At 35.5% G+C, this 19543-nt stretch carries 12 protein-coding genes and 1 pseudogene; 9 read left to right on the top strand and 4 right to left on the bottom strand.

Going from position 1 to position 19543, the window contains the following annotated elements; genetic code table 11:
- Positions 1 to 569: 569 nt before the first annotated feature.
- The 4 genes from EPA86_RS01650 to EPA86_RS18170 all read left to right on the top strand — a co-directional run bounded on the left by EPA86_RS01650 (position 570) and on the right by EPA86_RS18170 (position 3566).
- On the top strand, positions 570 to 1397 hold the full coding sequence (locus EPA86_RS01650; protein WP_140601244.1) for an HNH endonuclease family protein: 828 nt from the start codon (positions 570 to 572) through the stop codon (positions 1395 to 1397).
- A 90-nt stretch (positions 1398 to 1487) separates the two neighbouring features.
- Complete coding sequence (locus EPA86_RS01645) at positions 1488 to 2141, top strand: hypothetical protein (protein WP_140601242.1); 654 nt, start codon at positions 1488 to 1490, stop codon at positions 2139 to 2141.
- Positions 2142 to 2237: 96 nt separating this feature from the next.
- Positions 2238 to 2849: a hypothetical protein gene (locus tag EPA86_RS01640; RefSeq protein WP_140601240.1), complete on the top strand. Its 612-nt coding sequence runs from the start codon at positions 2238 to 2240 to the stop codon at positions 2847 to 2849.
- A 564-nt stretch (positions 2850 to 3413) separates the two neighbouring features.
- Complete coding sequence (locus EPA86_RS18170) at positions 3414 to 3566, top strand: hypothetical protein (protein ID WP_170309537.1); 153 nt, start codon at positions 3414 to 3416, stop codon at positions 3564 to 3566.
- On the opposite strand, the pseudogene EPA86_RS01635 reads toward EPA86_RS18170, so the two are convergent.
- Positions 3559 to 4593 (bottom strand): annotated as a pseudogene (locus EPA86_RS01635) (IS3 family transposase). The gene EPA86_RS18170 and the pseudogene EPA86_RS01635 sit on opposite strands and share 8 nt — an antisense overlap.
- A 721-nt stretch (positions 4594 to 5314) precedes the next feature.
- Positions 5315 to 5572, bottom strand: coding sequence for a hypothetical protein (locus tag EPA86_RS01630; RefSeq protein ID WP_140601238.1), 258 nt, complete (start codon positions 5570 to 5572; stop codon positions 5315 to 5317).
- Positions 5573 to 5891: 319 nt separating this feature from the next.
- Between EPA86_RS01630 and EPA86_RS01625 the strand changes: the two genes are divergently transcribed.
- From EPA86_RS01625 to EPA86_RS01610, 4 genes are all read left to right on the top strand, one after another.
- Complete coding sequence (locus EPA86_RS01625; protein ID WP_140601236.1) at positions 5892 to 7691, top strand: hypothetical protein; 1800 nt, start codon at positions 5892 to 5894, stop codon at positions 7689 to 7691.
- A 3-nt stretch (positions 7692 to 7694) separates the two neighbouring features.
- Positions 7695 to 8411 (top strand): OmpA/MotB family protein, encoded by a 717-nt coding sequence (locus EPA86_RS01620; protein WP_246058201.1) that lies wholly within the window; start codon positions 7695 to 7697, stop codon positions 8409 to 8411.
- A complete protein-coding gene (locus tag EPA86_RS01615; protein ID WP_246058200.1) occupies positions 8412 to 9554 on the top strand; it encodes an HNH endonuclease in 1143 nt (380 codons plus the stop codon).
- A 328-nt stretch (positions 9555 to 9882) separates the two neighbouring features.
- Entirely contained in the window at positions 9883 to 10527 is a 645-nt protein-coding gene (locus EPA86_RS01610; protein ID WP_140601234.1) for a hypothetical protein, read from the top strand.
- Between the two features lie 461 nt (positions 10528 to 10988).
- On the opposite strand, the gene EPA86_RS01605 is transcribed toward EPA86_RS01610, so the two are convergent.
- A complete protein-coding gene (locus EPA86_RS01605) occupies positions 10989 to 15578 on the bottom strand; it encodes an EAL domain-containing protein (RefSeq protein WP_170309536.1) in 4590 nt (1529 codons plus the stop codon).
- A 441-nt stretch (positions 15579 to 16019) separates the two neighbouring features.
- On the opposite strand from EPA86_RS01605, the gene EPA86_RS01600 reads away from it, so the two are divergent.
- On the top strand, positions 16020 to 18029 hold the full coding sequence (locus tag EPA86_RS01600) for a methyl-accepting chemotaxis protein (RefSeq protein WP_170309535.1): 2010 nt from the start codon (positions 16020 to 16022) through the stop codon (positions 18027 to 18029).
- Positions 18030 to 18115: 86 nt separating this feature from the next.
- Here the strand turns inward: EPA86_RS01600 and EPA86_RS01595 are convergent, their stop codons facing one another.
- Positions 18116 to 19339 (bottom strand): DUF885 domain-containing protein, encoded by a 1224-nt coding sequence (locus tag EPA86_RS01595; protein ID WP_140601228.1) that lies wholly within the window; start codon positions 19337 to 19339, stop codon positions 18116 to 18118.
- Positions 19340 to 19543: the final 204 nt, after the last annotated feature.

Here is a 19543-nt window from a genome sequence, read left to right as displayed (position 1 = left end):
TTATGATTTGTATTTTTATCTAGTGTTTAATTTTTATTTAGATATAAAGGAATTAAGTTACAAGGTTACAAATGGCTGTAAAGTATGAAAATAGAGGCCTTCTATGTAACCTTGGTTAAACTTAGCTGCCCCTTAATAGGTTCTTCCCTTCAATTTTATCATATGCAGGGGCGCTGACTCGCATAGGTAGTAGACTCAGCCAAATTAGAACAGGCATGTACCACTATTAAATCGGTAAGTGGATAATTATTTTTTATTCAAATTTCAGCTCTTTCTATTTTATTGTATTAGGTAGGATTGATTGAAGCAAAAATGAGCTATCTCTTCTTGAGTCAAATTTAACTCTTTTCGAGATTCTCTAATTATAACACTAAGATTAAATTTATAGTCCACTGATCTTCCCCAAATAATGTAGACATAGCTCAAAGGCTGGGGGGGCTAAATGAACTATAGCTAAGGTGTCGTTATAATGATGAATACAAAGGGCTATTTACTAAAGGGTAATGTTGTATTTACGTTGTTGATTATATTAGAATAAATTCTCTTTTAAAGGAGTTGAAGAGAATCTAATGAAATCCAGCCTATTAGCCTTAACTATACTGTTTTCAACCTCACTACTTGCTGAGGACTTTTCTAGAAAGACTTTTCCTCACTGGGTACCATACACTGTTTATTATTTAGAGTTTAAGAGGGATAGAGAGCCTGATTATTTTTATACAGGAGATTTAAGGGGTATTCCTGCTTTCAAAAATGTAACTGGTTTACGGTTTACAGGTAAGCATGACAAAACAAAGTTAGAGCAGTTTTTAATGCCAGAAGATATAAATCAGTTGGTAAGAGCTGAAGGTAGATATAGCGCCTGTCGTTTAGATACTCGCCAATATGTGCTTGTTTCTCAGGGTAGAAAAGTTGTAGTTCGTAAGGCTGACAAAGGCAATGACTGTAAAATTTTTAGTGGAGAATGGGTTGACTACTATAGCAGAAAGAAATTAACCGACCCTAGTCTCATTGATATTGACCATGTTGTTCCTCTAAAAGAAGCTTGGGATAGTGGGGCTAATGAATGGCCTGTTTTAAAGCGTTTAATCTTTGCAAATGACCCTCGAAACCTTGTTATTACTTCAGCAGGTACGAACAGGAGTAAAAGTAGCAGCAACATGGATGATTGGTTGCCAGATTTTACAGAACAATATACCTGCTATTACATCAATAAGTACTCAAGAGTAAAGCACTGGTGGGGACTTACATTTGAAGATGATGAAATTGATGTAGTTGAAGACTGGGAAGGTGAAAATTATGAGACATCTAGAGGTAAGTCTTCAGAGTGTAGGATCAACTCTGTATTGAACGAAGACCTATTTGGAACTTCATTAAAGGAAACTGTATTGGTTAGATAGTTGTGACCTAATATCAGTATTTTTAATTAAATTTTATGCGCCATTAGTAAGACGTTAAATTTCTATCGGAGTCAGGAGTCAGGAGTTAAGTTGAGTAGAATAATATTATCCTTATGTGTTTTGTTGTGCTGTATTCTTGCTATAGCACCTTTTCTAAATATTCCTGTTATGCCAACAAATATTGCCTTTATTTCCTCTTATGGAGCATATTTGTCAGGAACAGTTGCCCCATGTATTGCTCTGTTTGCATATATTGGTGTTCTCAAGGCGATCAGACTACAAAGAGAGCAACTAGAGCAGCTATCTGAAGAAACTAAAAAGCAAGAAATAATCCGTGGCCTCGAAAAATATGATAGTTTAATTAAAGAGTCATTATTGAATCACAGCATTAGTATTGAAATTGAAGGACATCAATATGACCTTTATCAGGTAATGACTATGTTGTACTTTGAAACAACTTATCAACAAGCGGTAAAGTTCAAAAATAACTATTTTGAAAAAAAAGAAGTACAAAATATTGTTAAAGAGGCAATGGTATTTGAAGCTGTAGCTGCAGCATCATTATATTTTAAGAGAATGTCTGAATATATTAGCGAGTACAAGAGAATATCAAAAGATAATCTAGTTGTTGGGTTTTATTATAATAAATACCAAAGTCTAGCGATTCGGCTTCATACTTTGGGATATATCGAATCTGACACCTATGATTTTTGGGAAAAGAAACTTAATAAATCACTAAAGTAGGATTCGTAACAGTTGGCTCGATTCCACTTCACTACACATTTTAACCAATAACTACTCGCCTTTTAGTAAGGCGTTATACATAACAAGGAGGTTGGTATGCACCCAACGTGTAAAAGCTGTAACTATCAAAGACAGGATTCTGATTTTGCTCCGGATTATGAGTGCCCCAAATGCGGAGTTGTATACGCAAAAGCTGATAAATACATTGAAAAAAAAGCAGAGAAAGAGCGAAAAGATATAGAGGCCAAAAATCTTGAAGAGCAAAAAATAAAAGATAAACAAGAGAAGAAAGAACGTGCAGCTCAAGCTAAGTTAGAGAAAAAAGAAAAAGCAGAAAAAGAGAAAAAGAGAAAAGAGCAAGCTAGAAAAAAAGTTATTACCAAGAGTTATATAGGTAAACAAGATAAGGCTAACTCGTTATTTCAAGCTGACTCTGTAAAAATGGCAGAAAATAATTATTACCCAACAACTCAAAATTGGTCTCAAGGCCAATATGGTTGTGGTTCATTCCTAATAGCTTTAGCACTATGTTTTGTGTTTATTGGTATTTTGATTTTTATTTATATGTTAATAGTTAAACCAGATGGTACTTTATCTGTTACATATGAACTTAAAGAAACATCAGATACAAAAACTTGTATAAAATGTGCCGAAACTATTAAATCGGCAGCAATTGTTTGTAGATTTTGCCATTTTGAATACAGTTAACAGCAGGCTATGAATAACAAGAAAATAAACAAGAGTTTTATAATAGCTGACTTCCTTCGTTTCGCTCGCCATTATAGCCAACAACTTTAAGCCTGTTATTTATATATTACGTAGATAAAACTTTCGGAGGTTGCATTAAATGAAACACTTATTAATCCTTGTATTTTTTACTTTACTTATTCCTCTTTCGCTAAAGACACATATGCTCCCTACGATTACCTTAATGATGCTGCCCGTTTAGACCCGAAAATAACAATTGGGCTCGCAACTGAACTTTGCTCTGCTGCTTGGTCACCCGAACCCGCAAAGTGTTATGCTGGGGCATCTATAGTAGATGAAGAAATTCCACGTGAAATCGCTGTAGAATTATTTGCAGGCTCGGTAGATGCAAAGAGAACCTTAGCATGCTACGCCAATAGCGGTAGCAGAGAGTTGAACCGAGGGTTGGCAACAACTTTATGTGGTGCAAATAAAGTTAAAAATTAAAATTGTATGCTAATTATAAAGTCTGTCTAACAAGCTGTTAATTAGGCGTTTGAATATTGAGGGTTTATTGGGAACAGTATGACTATCACAAAGAAACCTAATGGGTATTGGAATAAAGATCGCTGTGTTGAAGAGGCGCTAAAATATCAGACACGAAGTGAATTCAAACAATTGGGCAGATCTGCGTTTGCCTCAGCCCAAAGACATGGTTGGTTTGTAGTGGTCAACTAATATTGGCCACGGATTTGTATTCAAGCCAGTACCTTTTCTCTGACTCATTCGGTGTTAAACCTGCATTATAATGATGTGGTCTAACACTACTGTAATAACCAACGATATAGTATGTTATTTCAGTCTTCGCTTCGGTAAATGAACGATAGCCTGTTGTTGGTATCCATTCAGTTTTCAAACTTCTAAAGAATCGCTCCATTGGGCTATTGTCCCAACAGTTTCCTCGGCGACTCATACTTTGCCTTATCTGGCAGCGCCACAATAGTTGTCTGTAATTACGGCTCGTGTAATGCGTACCGTGGTCACTATGGAACATTACTCCCTTAGGCTTACCTCGCATTTCATAAGCCATACTCAAGGCCTTGCTCGTTAGTGCTGTATCTGGCGATAGTGACATTGCCCAGCCAATTGGCTTTCTCGCAAATAAATCAATGACTACAGCTAAATAAGCCCAACGATTGCCACCCAAATATAAGTGACATCACCGCACCAAACTTGGTTTGGACTCACAACATCAAACTGCCTATCGAGATGATTAGGTATTGCTATATGCTCTTGAGTCGCTTTCCTATATCGATGTTTAGGTTGCTGACAACTGACCAACCCCAAACGTTTCATATAACCTTTAGCCCTGAAGCGCGATATATCAAAGCCACGGTCAATCGCTATGGTTGATATGGTTCGTGAGCCAGCAGAGCCATTACTTTCTCTATGAATTTGTTTAATTGCCGCAATTTCTTTAAGTTGCTTACTACTCGGCCTTTTTTAGAATTTCCTTTTCTAATTCAATACGTTTTATTTTTTTCTCAAGCTCTTTAATCTTACGCTGCTCTGGCGTCATAGGACTTGCTTTGCTTATCACACCCTTGCGCTCGTTTCTAAGTTGTCTAACCCACTTATCCATCGCGGATTTGCCAACACTCATCGCTTCAGCAGCTTCTCGTACGGAGTAACCTTGTTCAACAACTAATTGAGCGGCTTCTAATCGAAATTCTGGCGTGAAATTACGTTTGCCTGTTCTTGTCATTTTGTCACCTAATAAACTTTATGAGGTGATCATATCACCTCTAACTAGGTGGCCAAATTTGTTATACCACTACAGTTATTTATTACTTAATGATAAGAGTCGAATTGGAGGATTAGGTAGTTCGAGCTTAAAATGGACTGAAGAACTTTGCCGAAAAGAAGCGCTTAAATATCAAGCTCGACATGATTTCCAAAAAGGAAATCATGTCGAGCTCATGCTTCTGCTCAAAGGCAAGGTATTCTTGATGAAATATGTAACCACATGATAGTGCCAAAGCGAAAGATTTATTGGACAAAAGATCGTGTAGTAAAAGAGGCCTTAAAGTACAAAAGTCGAAGTGCTTTTTCTAAAGGTAGCGGAGGTGCATACAACTCTGCTCGGAAAAATGGATGGCTCAATGAGGTCTGCTATCATATGGCATTGCAACAAAGTGCACAGGAATAGTGTTTTTTAAATGTAGTAGCTCATATGAGCAATTAAACACATAATTAGAGACTGAACTTTTAGTTGATAACACAATCTATTTGTTAAATGAAAATATTTAAGCTGTACTTTTTTTGTATATACTAAATTAATGATCTGCTGCAATTAAACAGGACACTTTGATAATTGAATATAATCCAATTATTGAGGTGTTATATGATAAAAAGAAAAATGAGAAGCTACTCAGCCGATTAAAACTGGCAGTTACACAAAATGTGTTACAGAGTTTATTATATACCTACTTTCTAAGAGACTTTATACAATCGTCTACTGATTTAGAAAAGTGATTATACATATCCTCTGTTGATTCAAAGTTAGTACCATTCTGAAAGTTATACTCGTCTACGATAGAATGAGCCTTTTCATCAATCTTTTTCAGTTTGTCTTGTAATATATTAGTTGTATCTATATGTCTTGCTTTCTGGTCTTGTTTAATTTTTTTCCAATCATCTTCACTAGGTAATAAATCTGATAGCATTTGTAGTACTTCTCCCATGTTTAAACAACTTTTTGCTAATACTCTTGTTTTTCAATAGTACCCACTGCTTGCATTGTTTGTTCTAATTTATTAATGGCATCTTATGCAGTTTTCTTGTTAACTGAACTCATTTCATTTATTTCCTCATAAAAAAATTAAATTTTCAAGCCCACTTGTTTCCAAAGTTAATATATAGATTGTTTATGAAGAGAACAATTAATAACATGATGCAGAACAATGTTGCGGCATTTTTATACATTGTAACAATTGTTTATGCTAAATTTATTTCCTTGCCAATTTAATTTTGGTTGTTGTAACTTACTCTAAAGGGAATAAAATGGATTTAATTAATTTACAAAATGAGCAAGCAGCTATTTTAGCAAGTTCCTTAACAATTATTGTTTGCATCATAATAGTAATTTCATTCTCGTTTGCTGTATATAGCCTTAAACGAGGCCAGGCTTCAGACTATGTGTCTTATACCCCCGCGCTGTTAACTTCATTGGGGATTTTTGGTACTTTCGCAGGTATTGTAATTGGCCTTATGGCGTTTGATGCCAATAATATTGACGGTAGTATTGAAGGGCTTTTAAATGGCTTGAAAACAGCATTTTTAACAAGCTTAGTGGGCATTATACTTTCAATTATTTTTAAAGTTCTTCAAACATCAGGGGCCGTATCGGCACCTAAAAATATCGAAGAAGTCTCATCTGCAACTCCCGAAGATATTTTAGGAGCTATTAATCATCAAGGAAAATCAATAGAAAGCCTAGTTACTGCAATAGGTGGAGATAGTGATGGTTCAATATTGAGTCAGCTAAAACTTCTACGTGGCGATATCAATGATAATCAAAGATTAGCAATAAAATCTCAGCAAGAAACTGCTGAAACCCTTAAACTGGTTAATGAACAACTTTCTAACCAGCGAGAATACTTTACCAGCTTTTCTGATAAACTATGGATTAAAATGCAAGATTTTGCTGATATGCTTTCCAAGTCAGCTACGGAAACTGTAATTGAAGCCCTTAAACAAGTTATAACTGATTTTAACAATAACCTTACTGAACAATTTGGTGAAAACTTCAAACAACTTAACGAGTCTGTTAAGGAGTTGGTTGTGTGGCAGGAGAATTACAAAGTTCAAATTGCTGAAATGACTGACCAGTATAAGTTAGGAGTAAGCTCTATCATAGCTACAGAAGCTTCAGTTACGGCGATTAGCAATGAGTCTAAAGCCATTCCAGAAACTATGACAGATTTGAAAAGTATCATGGAAGTGAATAACCATCAATTGTCGGAACTTGAAAATCATTTAGCTGCATTCAAAGATATTCGTGATAAAGCAGTTGAAGCAGTACCTGAAATTAGAAAACAAATTGATGAAACCGTTAAAATGATATCTGAATCAGTAGAGTCTGCTAGTACCCATTATAACTCTTTATTAACAGAGTCCGATAAATATATTCAAAGTCATATATCAGCATCGAATGAATTGCTCGATAAGTTTGTATCAAATAGCAAAGAAGGTGTGGAAACAATAGGTGAAAAACTAGCAGATAGTGCTGCTAAAGTTGAAAAAGTGATTTCTGGAGGAGCTGAGCAGTTTGAGACACAAGTTAAATTAACTAATGAAAGCTTACAAGCAACTACTCATGAAGTAAGTGACAATACAGTGAAAATTAGAGAAGAGTTAGACCATACCGTAAAAGAACTAAGTATTAATGTTCGAGATATGGTGAATGGCTTAATAGATGACTCAAAAGTAATGGCTAAAACGTTAACAGATGCCAATAATGCTCTTACTTCAGATACCTCAGCTGCCCGTGATAGTGTTGTACAAAGTATAGAAAATATGCAAAAACGCTTGGAGTCCTCCTTAGAGGACGTATTTGAGGCACAAACACAGCATATGACTAAAGTATTTTCTAATATTGATGCAAGCCTAAAAGATCAAGTTGCCAAAACAGGTGACGCTGTTGAAAAACAATTAGGTTTTAATGATCAAGCACTACAACAAGAGCTAAATAGTACAATGAATGTATTGGCAAAAAACTTGGGGTCAATTACGTCGAAATTCACTTCAGATTATCAAGCCCTAGTGCGAGAAATGAGTAATGTTGTAAAGCAGGCGGTATAAGCTATGTCTTCTATAAACAACATATTTGGTTCTTCAAAGCAAAAAGAAGACGGCGAGCATTGGTTAACAGTTTCAGACTTGATGGCTGGTCTGATGATGGTATTTCTATTTATCGCCATTGCGTTTATGCGCCATGTTTCAATTGAAAGAGATAAAATAAAAGATGTAGCTGTAGCTTATCAGCAAAACCAAGTGGCAATATTTGATGCTTTAAATACTGAGTTTGAAAATGACTTAACTTCATGGCAAGCATCAATAGATAAAGAAACATTATCATTTCAGTTTGATTCCCCAGAAGTGCTATTTGCTAGTGGTGAAAGCATACTAAAAGTTGAATTTGAAGAAATATTAGCAGACTTTATTCCTCGCTATTTGCAAGTATTAGATAAATATCGAAATAGCATTGATGAGGTTAGAATTGAAGGCCATACATCTTCAGAGTGGGGGAGTGGTACTCACCCTGATGATGCATATTTCTTTAATATGTCATTGTCACAAAATAGAACACGTAGCGTACTTAACTATTCTTATTTTCTTTCAAAGCTTACTAATGCACAAAGGGCCTGGATAAAGTCTTCATTTGCTGCTGTTGGCTTAGCTTCTTCAAGATTAAAACTAAATGATGACGGTTCTGAAAATAAACAAAAGTCCCGTCGAGTGTCTTTTCGCGTGATTACTAATGCAGACATACAAATCCGCAAAATTGTTGAAGGCTTATAGATGAAGTTAACTGTTGACTTTTCTTCTCTCCAGCAAGCTGTAACAGCTATGGGAGCAGATCTCATTGAATTTGAAGTATCAAATAAGGTCATTCCTATTGAGCCAATCGATAAACAGCTTGGCGAAGGCTTTGAAGTCAACTTTGAAGATATTGAATTTGAAACAGGCCTTGCAAGTTATCAAGGACGTCAGGTTCTTCTATACATTAAAGATCATAGCTATAACAACAAAATTTATGGTGTCTTGGAGGATGGTTCAAAGGGTAATAAATTTCATGTGGCTGACTGTGAAATGCTCGATAGGATGCGAAAAAAAGGTCGCTTTGATCGATACGTTGTAACAAATAAATTAGATGGGGTATTTGCTGTATCTGGCATGGACAACCGAACAAGTGAATTGATAGAAGGTGAAACAAAACTAAATGTTTGTCAATACTGCCTTGAAGCTATTAATTATCAAAAATTTGCTTCATTAAATAAGGGAGCGCCAAGACGAACATTTGTACAAGGTTTTCAGCTTGCAGACTTCTTTGATACTTACAGCTCATTCTTTAAGTTTATGCCTACAGGAGTAGCGAATAACTCTGCTACAGGTTATAGCAAAGATTGGGACCATATCTCTAGAAAAGTTCGTGAAAAATTTAACTATCAATGTCAACAATGTGGCTTAGATCTTAGTCAGCACAAAAGGCTACTGCATGTGCATCACATCAATGGCGTTAAGTCAGATAACAGTATCACCAACTTAACACCATTATGTTGTGACTGTCACCGTAAACAACCTCATCATCAACATATGTTTATCAAGCATGAAGAAACCAAAGCTATTTCTCAATTGAGAAAAACACAGGGTCTTAATGTTAAAGAAAGCTGGCAAGACGTTTATGACCTGGCAGACCCAGGCATGCATGGTGTTATTGACTTATTAGAAAAATATCATGTTTCTTTACCTGAGGTTGGTGAAGAAATTAAAACTAATAAGCAAGAGGTTGTAGCAGAATTAGAATTAGCTTGGCCGCTAAAGAAAGTTGGGATAGCTATCGATAAACCTGAAGCTATAGCTGCAACAAAACAAGGTTGGAAAGTTTACAGCATGCGACATGCGCTTAGTCAAATAGACTTACTTGCAAGTAGTATAAGGTAATTGATTTTGAATGTTACTCATATATGTATTAATAGTTTTTAGCAGAGAGGCAAACCGAATATGGTTTTGAAAGTAAAGTTGGTGTTTTATGGAAAATGTTAGTCGCGTGAGCAATTAAAGCGAGCACCTTTGAATATATAAATATTTTACAACCATGTACGTCGCGCTTCTCTTTAGGGAATTTAAGGCTAATGGAGTATGAGCAACTATACACATAATTAGGGGCTTTGCTTTTAGTTGGTAACACCACTCACTTGTTAAATGAAAATATTGAAGCTGTACTTCTTATTGTATATTCTGAATTAATCAGCTTCGTAGGATTTCACCGATGCCAAAAAAACATGACGGATTAATGGAGTTCCTTCTTATAGGGGGGATTATAAAAGCAAGTTCCCCACTATATAGAACAGAATATCCACGCTCACCTAAAGAACTATTTACAAATTATCTGCTGTCACTTCCTGAAAATGAAGCAACATCATTAATGCAAAAAGCTGTTGGCGAATGTCCTATAGAAGTCCTATCTGTTGAGGAAGTACCTGAGCATCAGGGAAATATTAAAAGAAAAGCACTTGTTGAACGCTTACTAAAATTGGGGTTTGTACAATACATGCCTCAAGAGCCTGGGTTTGCTTACATGCTGGCTTATACGAATACTAAATCAACTTTATATTTTCTATTTAGCTCAAAAGGAATATGTATTAAGTATTTCGATACTCCTAAATCAATTGAAGTTGATAGGCTTGGCAGAGTTGAAATAAAAGGAGGTAAGACAGTCTGGAACTATTATCAAGATTCATATATTAATTTACATGATTTGTGTGCTGAAATTGCTCAAGCATTTGTAAATGACACTTTACCTCGAACAGACCAATTAATTCCACACGGGATAACACCTAGTGAATGTAATGACATGAAAGATATAACTCAGATTATAAACAAGCACATCCTTCAATATAAACGGGAAATATAGCTGCAAGCTCCAAAAGTCAGGAACTAACAATGAGTAATTAGAGCTGTGCAAATATGTGCAAATGGGTAAAGATGTGCAAATTCACCTAGACTAGAGTAGCCCTACAGCCCAATAAAACTGTTGATTTAAACCAGAGTAAACCCTAATATACCCATGTGAACTGCTATTTTTAGATTCAAAATCCGTTGCCTTCGGGCGTGACGGTTCAAGTCCGTCCTCCGGTACCATTTAAGATTAAACCTGCTTATATGCAGGTTTTTTTGTATTTGAAGCTTGATATTTTAGCTAATTAGCTCTTTGAAATGGTATATCTAAATTTATATTCGCTCTATATTTGATATTTGACTGCCAAGCTAATATTACTCACTTAGTATTTACAGATGATCTTATTCATATAAGAGGTATTTAACCTGCTTACTTGCTAAATCGTGTTTGGCTTGAGTGAGACTTAATGTTCAGGTTTAAAGGTCGTATTGGGATATATAATCTTCACTATCTTCTTGTAGCAATTTCTCTATGTGCTTATCACTTAATGGTTTGCTGTAGAAAAAGCCTTGAATATAATGGCACTGACGAGAAACTAAAAAGTCAACTTGTTCTGACGTTTCTGCTCCTTCAGCTACGCAGCTCATTCCTAAGTTATCAGCTAAGGTAATTGTCGCCTCTATGATAGCTTCGTCAGTTTTCTCAATACCAATATTAGAAATAAAGCTACGATCAAGCTTGATAACATCTAAAGGAAAGGACTTTAAATAAGAAAGTGAAGAAAAGCCAGTTCCAAAATCATCGAGTGATAGTGTTAAACCAAGGGCTTTAAGTTGCTTCATTTTTTCAATCGCAACATCGGGCGTAGAAATAAAAGCAGATTCAGTTATTTCAATCTTTAAAGCGGATGCAGGAAGGTTAAACTTTTCTAGCATAGAGCTGATTAGGAATACTAAATCTCCTTTACTGAAATGACTCTCTGCAATATTGATGGAAAGGTAAAATTCAGGTCGATATTTACGCCAAACGGTCAAATTTTTAAATGCTTGCTCTAATGCTGTTTCAGTCATTGAAATGATAAGATTTAAATCTTCAGCCAGAGGAATAAACTCAAAAGGAGGTATCATTCCATTATTGGTGGGCCAGCGCATAAGCATTTCTACACCAACTGCTTTGCCAAAGTGGGCATCAACAATAGGCTGGTAGTGGTTGATAAATGCCTTGTCTTTTACTGCTTGTTTTATCTTGGTTTCTTGAATTAAGCGTTTTGCCGCTGCTTCATTCATTGATGTTTCAAAAAATTGATAGTTATTACGGCCACCTTGCTTAGCGCTATACATTGCAATATCACTATTTCGTAATAATTCAGAAGAATCCTTACCATCCTCAGGGTAAACGGCAATGCCAATACTTGCACCAATACTGACAGTAGTATCTTTTAACTTAATAGGTTGTTCGGCTACGTTAATAAGTTTTTGAGCGATGCCCGACAAGCTGTTAGTCGATTTATATTGCTCTAATAAAATGACAAATTCATCCCCGCCTAGGCGTGCTAAGGTGTCATCTTGTCGCAAAATTGAATTAAAACGTGTTGATACTTCATTTAATAACAAATCGCCATAATCATGTCCCAGAGTGTCATTGATTTGTTTGAATCGATCCAAATCAACGAAAAGTACTGCTAGTGACGAATCGATTCTTGCCGTTGACTCTATAGCATGTTCAATACGCTCAATCAGTAAACTGCGATTGGGTAACCCCGTTAAATGGTCATAGTTGGCCATGTAACGTAATTCCTTTTCTGCTTGTTTTTGTGCAGTAATGTCTGTCATCACGACAATATAATGCAAGCCGCCATGTTTATTTATTCCTACATTTATTTTGATAAGTACGTGAAGTTTCTCACCAGAAGAGGCCTTGATAAGTTCCTCTCCTCGCCAATAATCATCAACGCCTAAATTTGTCACAATATCCATATAGTATTTTATTCTTTGCTTATTTAAGCCAAAGGTGGACTCTTCAAAGTCTAATTCTTCTTTTTGCCAACCAAATACTTTTCTTATTGCTTGATTCGATGTTATCTTGCTGAAGTCTTGGTTAATGATTAACACCCAGTCCTTAGTTTGCTTAAATGCTTCACCGTAATACTGAGCTCTTTCTTCATCAACTTTTGACTGCGTGATGTTGGTATAAGAGCCTGTCACTCGTAGCGGGGTGTTTTGCTCATCTTTTTCAACGACTTTTCCTAAATCTTTATACCAGAGCCAATTATCGTCTTCACCTTTTAATCGATAAGTTAAAGAGAACGTATCTTCTGGTTTGGTATTAGTCAAAAATTGTAACCAAGCTGTTTTAAAAGTTAACTGATCATCAGGATGGATCAGATTAAAAAAGTCATCGAAAGATAATTCAAATGCATTTTCATTGAAGGTGGTAGCGTGTTCTAATCTTTTTGCCGTAAATGTATTATTATTTGCGTGCCAATCCCAAACGTCACTATTACTGCCTTTTAATGCAAGTTGCAGCCGATTTTCTCTAAATTTAACTTGCTCATGAGCAGCTAGTAATTCGTCACGTTGTTTTTGTCTTCTTCGTAACCACACAGTTGTCGTTACAATGGCGATGGTTAGGTAAATAAAAATCGCGCTAGGGGAGCGCCAAGGAGCGTAAGAAACATTGAATCTAACAAGGGTTTCTTTAGAGTATTCACCAGTAATGGGAGATTTAGCCCTTATTGAAAGCGTGTGTCTTCCTGAGGATAAACTAGGGAATATTATATGGTTTTTATAAGTGGGAGGGTAATCAACTTTGCTTTTGCCCATCAACGAATATTCAAACAAAATGTTGTCGCTTTTAGAAAAATTAAATGTGGTGAAATCTACTCGAATACCAACATCATCATAGGCAAGGTCAATAATATTATTTGAGTTAAAAATATATGCCTCATCGAGCTGACGAGAGAGCAGTTCTACATTAGTTATAAAAACATTCAGTGATTGTTTTTGTTCTTTTGTTTTTAGTTCTATTGGATCAAAAATCGATACACCCGTCATAGCTCCATATAGAATTTCACCTGACGATATTTGTTTATGGGCTGCAGCATTAAATTCCATACCAGTAAATCCATGATGAATATCAAACTTACGAATATGTAATGTTTTAGTATTGATTGTGTAAATACCATCATGTGTTGATACCCATAAATCTCCTTGCTTATCTTGATACAATCCGTATAAGTTATTGTCTATAATGCTATTTTCCGCATTAAATTGGTGAACTACTTTATTTGTTTTTAACGAAACTGCAATAATGCCTTGAGAAGTGTGGGCCAACCATAAACGGTCATTTTCTTTATCAATAATAAAACTATCAATAAATGCCCATTCGTTGCCATTCATATCAGTACTTTCATAAAATCGCGTGAATTGATTTTGCTCAATATCATATAGCCATAATGCTTTCGTTGTGCTCAACCAAATTTTATTTACTGAACTTTTATCTTCAAAAAAATACCAAATGTCTTTAATTCCTTGCTTGGCGATGTCTTCACTGAGATCAACGATTTCTTCAGTGACAGTATTTAGCTTGATTAAGGTGCCTGTTTGCGCAAAAAATAATGAATCCCCTTGAGTATGATAAACAGGGTAGTCACCTTGAATTTTTTTAAGTGTTTCATCTTTAAATGGGGTAGGAATAATAGATTTGGTTTTAATATCAAATAACTGAAGCCCCATAATGGTATTTAGCCATATTGTATTGTTATTACCATGATGCAAAGAGAGTATGTTACTCTGAATGAAAGTAGTATTGGGGTTCTCTATAAATAGAAACTTCTCAACAGTCCTTGTTTTTCTATCAAGCTTATTAAGACCGTTCGGTGTTGCCACCCAAAAAATATCAGCATCATTTTTATCTTCTAAAATCGCGGTAACACTGTTGTTGGTTAAACTGTCTGCTCGGCCTTTATAATATCCGTAATTTTCAATAATCTCTAAGCTAGGGTTCCACTTTAAGATACCTTGACTAAAACTAACTAACCAATAAAAGCCATCTTTATCAACCATAAGTGAAGAAATTGTATTGTTAGCAAATGAAGGATCGTACTCATCGAAACCAAATAAAAACTTTCCTTTTGTGGTTTTTGTATTGAACTGATAAAGCCCTTTTGTTCCGCCAATAACTAATAAGTCACTGCTATTAAAAAAACTCCATACCGAGATGTGTTCAATGTCCATTCTGTATTTAATTGCTAAGGCAGCAGAGCCCGCAGAATCGGAATTGAAAAGACTGTCAACTAATGTAATATCCATTGAGAACAAACCGTCATTAGAACCACGATATAGTCGATTATTTATTATCGCTAGCTTATATGTTTTGTTAGCTTGTAAGGGGACAAAATTGTGCTTATCAACATTTTCTTTAGTGAGTTCAGGAAGTGTTACAACCTTATCTTGTGCGGGGTTATATACCTGTACATTGTCCCTGCTCGCAAAATAAATATTCGCGTTATGGTAAATAATTTGTTGAACATAAGTTGTACTTTTAAGGTATTTAGTTAAATCAAGTTTTTTAGTATATTGCTTCGTTTTTAAATCAATTACACCGAGCTCTTTACTTGTTGCAATCCAGACCTGTTCATTAATAACTACATAGTCGATAAGCCAATCTTCAGAAGATAACTGATTATTATTTAAAACTAATTCAAAACTATCCTTTTTTTTATCAAAGGAGTATAAGCCTTTTCCGTATAGCATCATCCATATTAATCCATTTTTAGATTGATATGTTTTGCCTGCACTGTAATTGGAAAAATCACTTTCTGGTCCTTCAATTTTGGTGAAGCTGTAACCATCATAAATTTCAATCCCGGCTTCTGTTGAAATCCAAATAAAACCGTCGTCATCTTGATTGATGTAAGTAATAGAAACTTGAGAAAGTCCATCTTTAACGGTTAACTGGTCTAACACTAAGTTATTGACATTGGCGAGAGTGTTGTTGGCGATAAAAAGGGATAATGCACAAATAAAGATGCATACGTGAGGAAATAGGTTTTTTATTTTAATCAATTTCAATTCAATCGATACCATAGATGAAATATAGTGCTTGAGATATTTCTCACATGTTATTTAGCTTAAAAGCTTATATAACTATATGTCACGATACAATAACCTACAACTTAAACCGATAATTGGCGCTAAATAATACCCAATATGAGAGTGATAATGAGTTAATATATATTAACTTAAATTGATAGTTATGCGTTTTTTTTGTATTTAAATTTCTTTAATGTCATCAGCGCACTAAGTACACTTTCTATAAAATTTACAGCTCAAAGTAAATATCTATTGTTATATATCTCTTTATTATATTGTATATTTGTTGCTATTATAGTTTTAATTTGTAAGCGAAAGGAGTCGATTATCGCTTATCTTTGATGGCTAGAAACTTAAGCTTCAATGGACATGATGAGCATAAACATTAGTAGTATTAATATGTTAAGGTTTTTCATGAAATTAAAAAATTCTGTTACGGCAAAACTTGTCGGCGCCACGGCCTCAGCCATTTTTGTTATTCTGTTAATCACCACTTATATCCTAGTTTCTAAAGTTAGCGAAAATACCAGTGAGCGCTTAGACAGTGATATAGAAAAATCCATTGAGCTTTATGCTTCTGATATTGAAAGTTATTTCAAAACACATATCACGCGTGCTGAAGTTATTTTTAGAAACACTTGGCTAATTGATTGGTTTGAACAACATCGAGACAGAGGTCAAAATTTAGACACGCCTGAATACAAACGCTTGATGAAGGTTTTTTCTCGAGAAATGGAGGGGAGAGAAGATATCGCCTCTGTTTTTTTTGGCTCTAAATATACGGGGGAATATTTTGATCAAGGCGGCGTATCTGGATTGACAGGCTATAACGTACTGACCCGTCCGTGGTGGCAAGAAGTTAGAGATACTAATGCTTGGAATGTTAGTGGTGTGACTTATGAACCACAAATTGAATCTTTCTATGTCGCTATTAATTTCCCTATTGTGAATTTCAGTAATGAATTTATTGGGGCTGGCGGTGTTGATCTTTACTTACAAGCAATAGATGAAATCGTATCAAAAATTAACTTTAATGGGGTAGGCCAAGCATTTTTGATTGATAATAATGGCGATATGATTGTCTTTAACTCTGAGAAGTTAGCAGACGTAAATATTGCTGAACGAAAAACAACCAACATAAAGTTAGCCAACTTAGAAAACAATAATCAACATAATGGTTTCTCTGACTTGAACGAGCAAATGCTTAGCAGGGCTAAAGGCACAGCAAAAGTTGTTTGGAACAACGAGCAATATCATGTGCAATATCGTGATGTTGTTGTAGATAAGTTAAACTTGAAGTGGAAACTTGCCGTTATGGTACCGCAAGATTATGTGGATGCGCCGGTAGATGAGGCGATGATATCAGCGATACTCGTAAGTTTAGGCATTCTTCTAATTACCTTGCTGGTACTCTGGTTTTCAACGGCTAAGTTGCTTCAACCATTGTTATCGGTAAAACAAGCTTTAGTTGAGATTGCAGGTGGTGCAGGCGATTTATCACAGCGAATTAAAATTAAAAGTGATGATGAAGTTGGTCAACTTTCTGATGCATTTAATCGTTTTATAGAACAAATCCAAAATATTGTTTCTCGTGTGCAGCAAACGAGTGAAGAGTTAAGAGACACTACGGTGAAAGTTGCTAAAGTGAGTGAAATTACGGTCAGCAAAACCAGTGATGCTGAGCAAGAATTACACTTAGCCACAGAGACCGTTTCAAGCATGGCCGAAAATGCTCATACTATAAAAGAGCGAATTTCTACCGCACGAGAAACCGCGCATATTGCCAGTCAAACCTCACAAAAAGGACAAGATGTACTTGCTAGCTCTATGGATGGACTGGTAAAACTCAACGCCAACTTTGATAGCGCAGTACATACCATTGAAGAACTACGAGCGAGCAGTCAATCAATTGGTGAAGTGATGGATGTGATTAAAAACATTGCCGATCAAACTAACTTATTAGCCTTAAATGCTGCTATTGAATCAGCACGGGCTGGTGAGCATGGCAGAGGATTTGCGGTAGTAGCTGACGAAGTTCGTCAGTTAGCTCAACGCACACAAGAATCAACAACAAGTATTCAGCAAAATATTGAAGATTTGCAAGCGAAAGCGCATGCCGCTGAAGATAGTATGAGTAATACACGTGAGCAAGTGAATCAATATATGGATAACAGTAAAACTGTACATACTCAACTTACCGAGATTGCTTCAGTTGTTGAAACAAATCGAGATGATATGCAAGAAATTGTTAATATTACGAGTGAACAAGATAATGTTGCGCAGAATATTCGAGAGATGATGCAACATGTTAATCAACTGGGTACAGATACCAGTGATGAAGCGCAAAGCTTAATGGCAATTAGTTCAGCTCTAGAAACTAAAACAGATAGGCTTAAAGATTTAGTAGGGCGTTTTAAGATTTAATTATTGTTGAACCTTTGAATATAAAAACCAGCAAATAAGCTGGTTTTTATGATTATGATGTTCTAATGCAAAGTATCTGTTACTAACTAAAGTTCAGCTTGCATCATTGATGCAGTTTTTGGTCTAGCCAATAATACCGTGAACTCATGCCATAGCTCTTGCGCAGAATCAGAAGAAACTTTTTTTGCTAAATAGTCATGTACTAAATCTTGTCCATAATTGTAGGTAATAACATATGAGCGATTTTGCTGATAAAAGCTTAAGCGTTGTGTTGCTCTAGCCTCGGTACATAAGCTGTACTTCATTAATAATGCAATGGCTTGGTTTTTGTCTATTTCGTTATCACAATAACGTTGTGCCACCATATTATCAGCGTAGGCAAGCTTTGCCATGAGTTTTAGGATTTTGTAGTAGAGTTCACTTGCGTTGGGATCTATGCCTGCTATTGGGAAAAGCACATCACGCTCAAACGCTATTCGTTCTTCCCAAGGAAAGGCCACTTCAATGCCATAATTAGCACTACCTTCGGCAAGTAATGATGTTGGACCAAATAAATTATAAATGGAGTACTCTACCCAGTTGCGTTGATTAACTAAGTGTTTTTCCATCAATGCGTTAAAGACATGGTGGCCCGGATAACCTTCATGGGCAGCTAAGTCGATGGCTCGCTCTATGTAGATGTTAATGTCTGTATTAAGTTGAATAAGGCTGTAGCTATTTCCCTTAAACCAGTTATAGGCCGTCCAAACCTGCTCTTGAACTAACTCAACAGTAAAATTTTCGCTTTTAGGTAGTGAAATATGTTTTAAGGTTCTGCTTCGTGCTTCTGCAATTGCCGCTTCAAAAACAGCATCTAACTTGTCTTTGTTAATAACAAAATTCTCTCTGTAATTAACAAATCGTGTAGCGAGATCTCCTGAACCAGGTACCAACTTATCTAATTCTGCCAAAATTTTATCGAAGTGCTGCTCATCATATTTAGGTGGTTTTGCATCATATAATGCTTCACACTCGCTATAAAAATCGAGTGTATTTCCCATTAAAATATCAATATACACATTGCAGGCACTGATATGTGCTTTTAAATAGTCTAGCCTAATTTTACTCTCAGATTCTGTAATATTATCTAAGCTGTTTATGCTATTAATAAGTAAAGTAGCTTTATCTTTTAGCTGTGGTAGTGTTTGCTTAATTAGCTCTTCTTGCCACGCTTTAGGGCCGTAATATGCATCAACATAATTAGGACAATGCTGTCCAATGCCTAAAGAAAGTTTTACGTATTCAGCCGAAATAGAATCAATTGAAGTCATAATTATCCTGTGAAGAAAAGTGTAAACACGATTTATTTATGGGGACTTTATCATTACAGAGCTGCTCTGTATATCTTATACGATCACTAAAAGAGAGGAATTGGCTATATATAAAAAATTGATTACATTAGCGATAGATGGGAAGGAAATAGAATTAGATGCTTACATTATGCAAACATCTAATATAGAAGTAAAAATTAGCAG

This window comes from Litorilituus lipolyticus (assembly GCF_006439335.1).
Classification (GTDB): domain Bacteria; phylum Pseudomonadota; class Gammaproteobacteria; order Enterobacterales; family Alteromonadaceae; genus Colwellia; species Colwellia lipolytica.
This window is presented reverse-complemented; position numbering and strand designations above follow the sequence as displayed.

Coding starts and splice junctions, on each gene's coding strand:
- EPA86_RS01625 (WP_140601236.1), top strand. CDS start 5,892: ATGGATTTAATTAATTTACAAAATGAGCAAGCAGCTATTTTAGCAAGT.
- EPA86_RS01620 (WP_246058201.1), top strand. CDS start 7,695: ATGTCTTCTATAAACAACATATTTGGTTCTTCAAAGCAAAAAGAAGAC.
- EPA86_RS01650 (WP_140601244.1), top strand. CDS start 570: ATGAAATCCAGCCTATTAGCCTTAACTATACTGTTTTCAACCTCACTA.
- EPA86_RS01610 (WP_140601234.1), top strand. CDS start 9,883: ATGCCAAAAAAACATGACGGATTAATGGAGTTCCTTCTTATAGGGGGG.
- EPA86_RS01640 (WP_140601240.1), top strand. CDS start 2,238: ATGCACCCAACGTGTAAAAGCTGTAACTATCAAAGACAGGATTCTGAT.
- EPA86_RS01600 (WP_170309535.1), top strand. CDS start 16,020: ATGAAATTAAAAAATTCTGTTACGGCAAAACTTGTCGGCGCCACGGCC.
- EPA86_RS01615 (WP_246058200.1), top strand. CDS start 8,412: ATGAAGTTAACTGTTGACTTTTCTTCTCTCCAGCAAGCTGTAACAGCT.
- EPA86_RS01595 (WP_140601228.1), bottom strand. CDS start 19,339: ATGACTTCAATTGATTCTATTTCGGCTGAATACGTAAAACTTTCTTTA.
- EPA86_RS01630 (WP_140601238.1), bottom strand. CDS start 5,572: ATGGGAGAAGTACTACAAATGCTATCAGATTTATTACCTAGTGAAGAT.
- EPA86_RS18170 (WP_170309537.1), top strand. CDS start 3,414: ATGACTATCACAAAGAAACCTAATGGGTATTGGAATAAAGATCGCTGT.